Here is a 9051-nt window from a genome sequence, read left to right on the forward strand (position 1 = left end):
GCACATAAAAAAGGTGTAGGTAGTTCAAAGAACGGCCGCGAGTCAGAAAGCAAACGACTCGGTGTTAAGATTTTTGGCGGTCAGCGCGCTAAAGCGGGCAATATCATCAAGCGTCAGCGCGGTACTGTGCATCATCCCGGTCTGAATGTAGGCATGGGTAAGGATCACACAATCTATGCCCTCGTTGACGGCGTGGTTGTATTTACCGAAGGCAAAAACGGTCGTCGTTTCATCAACATCGATCCCGAGGTTAAAGCCTAAGCGTTTTACCTGCTGATTAATCCATTTGGGCGCATTCCCCGTCGGTAGCGACGCGGTGTGCGCCCTTTTCTATAATCAACATCCAGGAGATTGTCTTATGAAATCTCTTGATAACTAACTGGTTTACAAACTCAGATGATGGAAAAAAAAGACCTTAAGATAGTGTTTCTCGGCACTCCCGATTTTGCGGTCGAGAGCCTGCGTCGCCTGGTAGAAGGCGGATATAATGTGGTCGGAGTCGTGACTATGCCTGACAAACCGGCCGGTCGCGGCCACAAGATGCTGCATTCGCCTGTGAAGCAGTATGCCGAGGAGAAGGGCCTCTTCCTGATGCAGCCTCCCAAGCTGAAAGCGCCGGAGTTTGTTGACGAACTTCGTTCGCTCGATGCCGATCTCTTTATTGTCATCGCTTTTCGCATGCTCCCCGAAGTGGTATGGTCGATGCCGCGCTTTGGCACATTCAACCTCCATGCCTCTCTTCTTCCGCGATATCGCGGCGCCGCGCCCATCAACTGGGCTGTCATGAACGGAGATACGGAGACCGGTGTGACAACATTCTTTCTCAAGCATGAGATTGACACCGGCGATGTGATTGACCAGAAGCGTATCGCAATCGGACCGGATGAATGTGTGGGCGATGTGCATGACCGCCTTATGATGCTTGGCGCCGACCTTACGATAGATACCGTCGACCGTATTCTTGCAGGAAATCTGTCATCCATGCCCCAGGATGCACTTGAAGGAGAGCCTACTTCGGCTCCGAAGATTTTCAAGGAGACCTGTCTTATCGATTGGAGCCGCACAGCGCGCGAGATACACAATCATGTGCGCGGCCTTTCGCCGTATCCTGCGGCCTGGACTCTCCTTCCGCGTGAGGACGGTTCGGAGCCTATCAATGTCAAGGTATTCGCTACAGCGCTCGTTGATGGCGCATGCGTGGATGTAGTTTCCGCTCTGCCTCAGGCAGGCGCGCCCGGGGCCATACATACAGCCGGAGGCCGTCTGTTTGTTTCTGCTGCTGACGGATGGATTGAGATACTGTCGCTGCAGCCGGCAGGCAAGCGCCGCATGCAGTCCGACGAATTTCTCCGCGGATACCGTCTGGCCACTGTTTAGACCCCGTTTCTTTCAAAGGTATAGCCGATAGGCTGATGTCATAGCCCGGTATACGGGACAAAAGTTTTGAGCTGCACTCCGGAATGTTGCTTCCGGGGTGCAGCTCAGTCTTTTAGAGGCTTAGAGAGTGGTTGGATTTTCTTATATCAATGTAATGTGCATGTCCTGTATCATGGTGTTGAGATAAGGACATTTCTTGCGTAGTACGGAGTAGAATTCCGAGTCGGTGAGCGACGTTGCTGTAGCTTGCCCCTTGTTGAGCTCGATTGACAGCTGCACCATGTCGTTTTTGAGGCGATTGCGCAGTTCGCCAAGCAGCATTCCGAGGTTTGACATGATGCTCCCCTCTATGGCCTCGCTCTCTACGGTGGCGATAAAGTGATGTTCGTTGTGTCGGCGCGGCCGGGCGTTGCGCATTGCATTGGTGAGGAGTTGCTCGGTAGGATGGCTGTCGATAATCTGTTGCCATGCTTCGGCGAATTCCTCGTCGGTAAATCTCTCCGAGCGCTGTTGGGCCGAGGTCTGTGATGTGGCGGCAGGGTTGTCGGATGTCTGCGCGTGGGCCTTGGGATTGGTGATTGAAAATCCGGGAATACCGCCGATGGCCGGTATTTTGCCCCGAGGTGCCGCGGTAGCCTGGCGTGGCATGGCCTGTGCCGCCGCCGCACGCATATTGTTGTGCTGTGGGGCGGGAGGAGTTGCAGGAGGCTGTGGCGCCTGTTGGGGTGTGGCCTGAGGAGTGCCGTATGCTGCCTGTCGGTCGGAGGCCAGCGGTGGTTGCGGTGTAGGTGTGCTTGTAGCTGCCTGCGGCGCTTGTGCCGATGGTTTCATCGGACGTAGCTGCCCTTCGCCGGCGCCGCTTTCATGCGGTGAAGGGCTGAGCAATTGGCACAGTTTGATTAGAGTCAGCTCGACAAGCAGCTGCTTGTTTGATGCCGTACGGTAATCGAGGTCGGCCTTGTTGCATAGTGAGATAGCGCTGTATATGAATGCAGGCTGACACTTGGCGGCTACTTTGGCGAGCGCTTCGCGTGTCTGGTCGCTTGCCTCAAGCAGGCACATTGTCTTTGGATTGCCGGCCACCATGAGGTCGCGCAGATGCTGCGCGAGGCCGTTTATGAAAAATAGCGAATCAAATCCTTTCTCGCGTATCTCCTTGTATATGAGCAGTGCATCGACAATGTTTCCTGTAAGAAACGACTCTATAAGACGGTTGTAGTATTCGTAATCGAGTATGTTGAGGTTGTCGATTGCCGAGGCGTATGTCACGTTGCCCATCGACGAAGCCGCCACCTGGTCGAAAATCGACAGGGCGTCGCGCATTGCGCCGTCGGCTTTGCGCGCTATGACATTGAGGGCGGCAGGCTCGGTGCTGATACCTTCCTGCGAGGCCACATACGACAGATGGTCGACCATATCCTGTATGGTGATTCTGTTGAAGTCGTAAATCTGACAGCGCGACAGAATCGTGGGGAGCACTTTGTGCTTTTCGGTGGTAGCCAGTATGAATATGACATACGACGGCGGCTCTTCAAGTGTCTTTAGAAACGCGTTGAAGGCTGCATTGGAGAGCATGTGCACCTCGTCGATGATGAATACGCGGTAATCGGCATTGACGGGAGGCACCTGCACCTGGTCGATGATATTTTTCATATCATCGATACCATTGTTGGAGGCTGCGTCGAGCTCTACGATATTAAGCGACGCGCCCTTGTTGAATTCGCGGCATGAGTCGCACTCGTTGCATGCCTCTCCGTCGGCATTGCGGTGGCGGCAATTGATGGTTTTTGCGAATATGCGCGCACAAGAGGTCTTGCCTACTCCGCGCGATCCGCAGAACAGATAGGCGTGGGCCAACCTGTTTTTGCTGATTGAGTTGCGCAGAGTGGCAGTGAGAGCCTTCTGTCCGACTACGCTTGCAAATGTCGACGGACGATATTTGCGTGCCGATACGATATAGTTTTCCATTAGTGTATGGATATGCGTCAGGGTGTCTCCCAGTCGGGTATATCCTTCAGCTTCATGTGGAATACGAGGTTGGAGTAGGGGGGTACACTGCTGTAGCCTGACGAGCCGTAGGCCGACTGGTAGGGGATTACTACCTCACAGGAGTCGCCTACATGCATGTTCTGAAGGGCAATCTGCCATCCTGCCACTACTTTGCTTAGTTTTGTATCGAATATAGAGTCGGTCTGTAGATAGCTGGAGTCGAATGCCGCACCATTATAGAAACGTCCGATGTACTTTACATGAACGGTCGATGTATAGTAGGGCTTTAGATTGCCGGCTGTAAGCGAGCGGTCGTTGAACCAGTGCATGAGCACATAGCTGCCCTGGTCGTAGGGAGGCACTACGCGGGTGAAGTAGAGGTCTGACGAACCCTCTTCTGTGCGCGCTTCCTGCTCGGCAAGCCAGGAGTTGTTGGCTTCGCGCCATTCGCGGTAGGTGTCCCAGGTGGATTCGTCACCTTTGCACGATGCGAAAGCCGACGCCATCAGTACCGTGCCGGCGAATAATATGGGTAATCTGTTCATTATCTTGATTGGAATGTTTGAGCGGGAGAGGGTTCCGATGGCCATGGGGATATCAGAATTCTACAGTGGGTGCTGTCTGGGCGCCTTCCGTGGCTCTGAACTGTGGCTTGGGAGTGAATCCGAACCATCCTGCATAGATGGTTGTCGGGAATTTCTTTATGGCTGTGTTGTAGTCCTTCACAGCTTCGGTATAGCGTCCGCGCGCTACTGAGATGCGGTTTTCGGTACCTTCGAGCTGCACCTGCAGGTCGCGGAAGTTTTCATTGGCTTTGAGGTCGGGATATGCCTCGCTGACAGCAAGAAGTGACTTCAATGCGCCGGTAAGTTTGTTCTGTGCCTCTGTGAAGCGCTGGAGATTCTCCTCGGTAAGCTCATCGGCATTGATGTTTACGGCCGTTGCGTTGGCGCGCGCCTGAGTCACTTCGGTGAGTGTCTTCTCTTCATGTGTGGCATAGCCTTTCACAGTAGCTACAAGGTTGGGTATCAGGTCGCTGCGGCGCTGGTACTGGTTTTCTACTTCGGCCCACTGCTGGTCTACTGTCTGCTGTTTGTCTACAAGTGAGTTGTAGTTGCACGAACTGAGTCCGGCCATGCAGAGCATTCCGGTGGCTATGGCTATTATGCGGCGTTTGAGTGTCATGATTCTTGTTTTTGAGTGTTTTATTTGTGGGGCCCACGGCCCGCAAGCCCGGCTGTTAGCCGAGTTTGCGGAGCAGTGAGTTGATGCTTACGGTGTCGTGTATGAGGCGGTGGAGATCCTCTACCTTCACGCGCTTCTGTTCCATCGAGTCGCGTTCGCGCAGGGTTACTGTGTTGTCCTCGAGGGTCTGGTGGTCGACGGTCACGCAGAAGGGTGTTCCGATTGCATCCTGACGGCGGTAGCGCTTGCCGATTGAGTCTTTCTCCTCATAGTGGGTGGGGAAGTCAAACTTGAGGTCGTTGACAATCTCGCGAGCTTTTTCGGGAAGACCGTCTTTGCGCACGAGGGGCATTACGGCACACTTGACGGGAGCGAGTGCCGGCGGGAGGTGGAGTACCACACGCTTGTCGCCGCCTTCGAGTTCCTGCTCTTCGTAGCTTGAGCAGAGCACCGAGAGGAACATGCGGTCTACTCCGATCGATGTCTCGATGACGTAGGGTGTGTAGCTTTCGTTGAGCTCGGGGTCGAAGTATTGTATCTTCTTGCCTGAGAATTTCTCATGCTGCGAGAGGTCGAAGTTGGTACGTGAGTGGATACCCTCTACTTCCTTGAATCCGAAAGGCATCTCGAATTCGATGTCGGTAGCGGCATTTGCGTAGTGGGCGAGCTTCTCGTGGTCGTGGTAGCGGTACTTGGCATCGCCGAGGCCGAGGGCCTTGTGCCATTTCAGTCGGGTCTCCTTCCAGCTCTTGAACCATTCGAGTTCCTGGCCGGGACGCACGAAGAACTGCATCTCCATCTGCTCGAACTCACGCATGCGGAAGATGAACTGACGTGCTACTATCTCGTTGCGGAAGGCCTTGCCTATCTGTGCTATACCGAAGGGTATGCGCATACGTCCGGTTTTCTGTACGTTGAGATAGTTGACAAAGATACCCTGTGCGGTCTCCGGACGGAGGTATACCGACATAGCGCCGTCGGCTGTAGAGCCCATTTCGGTGCGGAACATGAGGTTGAACTGACGTACCTCGGTCCAGTTCTTGGTGCCTGAAATCGGGTCGACAATCTCTTCGTCGATGATAATCTGGCGGAGTGCGTCGAGGTCGTTGTCGTTCATCGCCTGGGCGAAGCGCTCGTGGAGTGCATCGCGCTTGGCCTTGTGCTCGAGGACGCGGGGATTGGTCTGGCGGAAGAGCTCGGCATCGAAGCTGTCGCCGAAGCGTTTTGCAGCCTTGGTTACCTCTTTCTCGATTTTGTCGTCGTATTTCGCAATCTGCTCTTCGATGAGAACGTCGGCACGATAGCGTTTCTTGGAGTCTTTGTTGTCGATCAGGGGGTCATTGAAGGCATCCACATGGCCCGAGGCCTTCCAGATAGTGGGATGCATGAAGATGGCCGAGTCAATGCCTACGATGTTGTCGTGGAGCAGGGTCATGGAGTCCCACCAGTAACGCTTGATGTTGTTTTTCAACTCCACACCGTTCTGTCCGTAGTCGTAAACGGCTGACAGACCGTCGTATATCTCGCTTGAGGGGAACACGAAGCCATATTCTTTGGCATGTGACACTATCTTCTTAAACTGATCTTCTTGTTGAGCCATGATTGTATATATGATTTTCAATATTTTCAGAGAGCAAAGATAATGTTTTCTGCGGATATGACAAAGGCAGATGCATATGCGTCTGCCCTAAATGTATTTAAATTCGGGGATTATTTGAGGATAGTGCGCGGGCCGGCCGCCTGGTTTTCCTGAGCGCCGAGGCTGTTGAGCGATTCGGTCTCCTGCTTCACTGCTGCTTCGGTGGGGTCGGTATAGTGGTCTACCTGCTCTCCGGGAGTCTGCGACTTGATACGCGGGTCGCGTTTGCTGTCATTTTTAGTATTCATGCCTGTAGTATTATTAGTTGATTATGTTTTGGGCAGTGGGTCGTGACGATTTTGACCGGTTGCTAATAATCAAACAGATTGCCGTCGTAAAAGGTTTGGATGACGCATGGCATGTCGGCGACAGTGCAAAAAAAAGCGCTGTGTCGTAGTATTGACACAGCGCCATAGGTAAATCAAAGTTGAGAGTAGCCCATAGGAGAATCGAACTCCTCTTTCAAGAATGAAAATCTTGCGTCCTAACCGATAGACGAATGGGCCGGATAATGATGGCTATATATGTGTGTAGCCGTTATCCTCTATTAAGGGCAATTATGCCTTGGCAGCCAGCTTGTTGATGTGAAGGGCGAGCTTGCTCTTCAGGTTGGATGCCTTGTTCTTGGAGATAGTACCCTTTGCAGCCAGACGGTCAAGCATTCCGCTTACCTTGGGCAGAGCTGCTTCAGCTTCAGCCTTATCGGTGAGGGCGCGTACGCGACGCACGGCATTGCGGGCAGTCTTGGCGTAGTAGCGATTGTGGAGACGACGCGACTCGGTCTGACGGATACGCTTAATAGATGATTTATGGTTTGCCATTACTTAAAATGCTTATTCTTTTATTGTTTTATTTTTAATTGTAGCCCATAGGAGAATCGAACTCCTCTTTCAAGAATGAAAATCTTGCGTCCTAACCGATAGACGAATGGGCCATCATTGCGCTAAGGCTTAATTGCGAGTGCAAAGATAGGAACTTTTTCTCATCTCAGCAAATATTTTTATAAAAATTTAATCAATCATGTCGTTTTTATGGTTTTTGAGCGCTTTATTTCCGGTCAGACGGGTTCTCGCTCAGGCAATCATAAGGAAGATATACATTAATTATATATACGGAAATTATATATGCAGGTGTCATGCCGGTGAGAGCGGGTGTATTGCCGGAGACATAGGTGAGTATTGCTGATGAACTTCGAATAAAAGTGGATAATATTTCATACGAAAAGCACAGCCGGAAAATTCTTATAGCCATCACTTATGTAGATGCTCTAAAACCAGTTACTTAATAGAATTTTAGTTAATAAAATGGTTAATTGATAGAAAAAATTGGCCAATACTTCACCTTGATTGAATTCGAATGGTTAATTATTTGAAAAAAATAGTTACCTTTGCGACTCTAATATTAGGTAAACCCTATAGATTATCACAAATTTTATGAAAAAGAAGATTTTTTTATTTGTTGCCGCTGCTATGTCGATTTTATCGGTAACTTCTTGTAAAAGTGACGATAATGAGAATAGCCAAATTGTTGATGCCAGCTTCTTTAACGAGACATTGCAGGTTACATACAACGGTGTTCCCGTAATCGGCAAGAACGCTCATCTGCGTTTTGACAAGGCTCAGGGAGGAGAGGGCACTCTCAATGTATACAGCGCTATTGACATGGCTTCTGTAGCATCCGACAATCAGTCATCGGTACTCAATGGTCCCGGTGTGCTCCCCGGCACTCCCGTACTCACCATACCGGTGAATGTGGTAAAGGAAGGCGACAACTTCTCTTTTGCAACATCCGGCTCCACCGACTATGTAGACTATGAACTCGACGGTGAAATCAACGGCAGTGTGCTTTCTCTTGATTTCTCCAATGTTTCGCTCAAAAACAAAGCCCTTGCCGGCAAGAGCTACAAGCCCGCGTCTCTTCAGGCGGATTATGACGGCGTTACAGGCAGTGTGTATGTCAACTGGGAGTCATCCGCTAAATTCGATATCGGTGGCGGTGCTGAAAAAGGTTTCCCGGCCCAGACATTCCTTTCGGCTTTAGTGCTTAACTCTGCGTTTATCCCTATGGGCGACACTCAGATGTCGGTATATGATATCGTATGTGCATTGCTTAAGAACGTCACATTTACCGCTGATGGAAACATCACCGGCAAATATGTCGATATGGCTACCAATCAGGAGACTGCTATCCCTGTGGGTATCGCACAGTATGTAGTGACTTCGGCCGGTGAAATCAAGCTCTTCCTCAATCCCGAGATGATCATAGCCTCAGCCATGGGTGCCCGCAGTGAGTCGGGCGACCAGTCGTATGAGCTTGACACCACTCCGCTGATTGTATATGCCATGGATACATTCCTCCCCATGCTCTCTGAAGGTATACCTGTAGAGTACAAGGTGGATAATGGCATGACATCGTTCTATCTGCCCTCTTCGATTCTTCTTCCTCTTGCCAAAGGTCCGCTTTATGACCTTGCAAGCGATCCCAATTTCGTGCCTTTTGTAGAGGAGTCCATGAAGGGTATGGAAGGCATGGAGTTTGTTATGGGTATGATTCGCCCTGCTATCGCAAGTCTTCCCTCAGTACTTGAAGGCACAACAGAGCTTGAGCTCGGTCTCAATCTCGTTGACGCCGAGTAAGAGATTTCCTACAGGATATTACAAGATGGCAGCATACCGCGCGGTATGCTGCCATCTCTTTTTGTACCATATGGAGAACGTAAGGTGTGGTAAAATTGCCCACTTGATGAGCAAAATAATGTGGATTGTGTTATATAAGGTATAAAGACTAAGAGCTTGTTTAATAATAAATGTTGCCGCCAGGGTCGTATAGCTTGAGACGATTTTCGACATGTGACGAAGGAG

The 9051-nt window shown here is 51.0% G+C and carries 9 protein-coding genes and 2 tRNA genes; 3 read left to right on the forward strand and 8 right to left on the reverse strand.

Annotated features, from left to right (window positions below; translation table 11 throughout):
• Both rpmA and fmt read left to right on the forward strand, forming a co-directional pair.
• Positions 1–261: 50S ribosomal protein L27 (gene rpmA / locus K2I50_RS10455; RefSeq protein ID WP_301026293.1), on the forward strand; the 261-nt coding region annotated here is incomplete at its 5' end.
• Positions 262–396: 135 nt separating this feature from the next.
• The gene (gene fmt, locus K2I50_RS10460; protein ID WP_301026294.1) at positions 397–1377 is read left to right on the forward strand and encodes a methionyl-tRNA formyltransferase; all 981 of its coding nucleotides are present in this window, start codon (positions 397–399) and stop codon (positions 1375–1377) included.
• A gap of 141 nt (positions 1378–1518) precedes the next feature.
• Here fmt and K2I50_RS10465 read toward each other — a convergent pair whose 3' ends face one another.
• The 8 genes from K2I50_RS10465 to K2I50_RS10500 all read right to left on the reverse strand — a co-directional run bounded on the left by K2I50_RS10465 (position 1519) and on the right by K2I50_RS10500 (position 7124).
• Positions 1519–3345 (reverse strand): DNA polymerase III subunit gamma/tau, encoded by a 1827-nt coding sequence (locus K2I50_RS10465; protein ID WP_301026295.1) that lies wholly within the window; start codon positions 3343–3345, stop codon positions 1519–1521.
• 17 nt (positions 3346–3362) lie between these two features.
• On the reverse strand, positions 3363–3911 hold the full coding sequence (gene bamJ / locus K2I50_RS10470) for a beta-barrel assembly machine lipoprotein BamJ (RefSeq protein ID WP_301026296.1): 549 nt from the start codon (positions 3909–3911) through the stop codon (positions 3363–3365).
• A gap of 52 nt (positions 3912–3963) precedes the next feature.
• Positions 3964–4551: a LemA family protein gene (locus K2I50_RS10475; RefSeq protein WP_301026297.1), complete on the reverse strand. Its 588-nt coding sequence runs from the start codon at positions 4549–4551 to the stop codon at positions 3964–3966.
• A 55-nt stretch (positions 4552–4606) separates the two neighbouring features.
• Complete coding sequence (locus K2I50_RS10480) at positions 4607–6151, reverse strand: glycine--tRNA ligase (RefSeq protein ID WP_301026298.1); 1545 nt, start codon at positions 6149–6151, stop codon at positions 4607–4609.
• 110 nt (positions 6152–6261) lie between these two features.
• On the reverse strand, positions 6262–6438 hold the full coding sequence (locus tag K2I50_RS10485) for a hypothetical protein (protein WP_301026299.1): 177 nt from the start codon (positions 6436–6438) through the stop codon (positions 6262–6264).
• 186 nt (positions 6439–6624) lie between these two features.
• Positions 6625–6696, reverse strand: a tRNA-Glu gene (locus tag K2I50_RS10490).
• Between the two features lie 51 nt (positions 6697–6747).
• Positions 6748–7011, reverse strand: a complete 264-nt coding sequence (rpsT, locus tag K2I50_RS10495; RefSeq protein WP_301026300.1) for a 30S ribosomal protein S20 — start codon at positions 7009–7011, stop codon at positions 6748–6750.
• Between the two features lie 41 nt (positions 7012–7052).
• Positions 7053–7124: transfer RNA gene (locus K2I50_RS10500), tRNA-Glu, on the reverse strand.
• A 499-nt stretch (positions 7125–7623) separates the two neighbouring features.
• Here K2I50_RS10500 and K2I50_RS10505 point away from each other — a divergent pair.
• Positions 7624–8826, forward strand: coding sequence for a hypothetical protein (locus tag K2I50_RS10505; RefSeq protein ID WP_301026301.1), 1203 nt, complete (start codon positions 7624–7626; stop codon positions 8824–8826).
• Positions 8827–9051: the final 225 nt, after the last annotated feature.

Origin of the sequence: Muribaculum sp. (assembly GCF_029051885.1) — a bacterium.
Lineage (GTDB): Bacteria > Bacteroidota > Bacteroidia > Bacteroidales > Muribaculaceae > Muribaculum.

Excerpts from the sequence above, each read along its gene's own strand:
- fmt (WP_301026294.1), top strand. The coding sequence starts at position 397 with ATGATGGAAAAAAAAGACCTTAAGATAGTGTTTCTCGGCACTCCCGAT.
- K2I50_RS10465 (WP_301026295.1), bottom strand. The coding sequence starts at position 3,345 with ATGGAAAACTATATCGTATCGGCACGCAAATATCGTCCGTCGACATTT.
- bamJ (WP_301026296.1), bottom strand. The coding sequence starts at position 3,911 with ATGAACAGATTACCCATATTATTCGCCGGCACGGTACTGATGGCGTCG.
- K2I50_RS10475 (WP_301026297.1), bottom strand. The coding sequence starts at position 4,551 with ATGACACTCAAACGCCGCATAATAGCCATAGCCACCGGAATGCTCTGC.
- K2I50_RS10480 (WP_301026298.1), bottom strand. The coding sequence starts at position 6,151 with ATGGCTCAACAAGAAGATCAGTTTAAGAAGATAGTGTCACATGCCAAA.
- K2I50_RS10485 (WP_301026299.1), bottom strand. The coding sequence starts at position 6,438 with ATGAATACTAAAAATGACAGCAAACGCGACCCGCGTATCAAGTCGCAG.
- rpsT (WP_301026300.1), bottom strand. The coding sequence starts at position 7,011 with ATGGCAAACCATAAATCATCTATTAAGCGTATCCGTCAGACCGAGTCG.
- K2I50_RS10505 (WP_301026301.1), top strand. The coding sequence starts at position 7,624 with ATGAAAAAGAAGATTTTTTTATTTGTTGCCGCTGCTATGTCGATTTTA.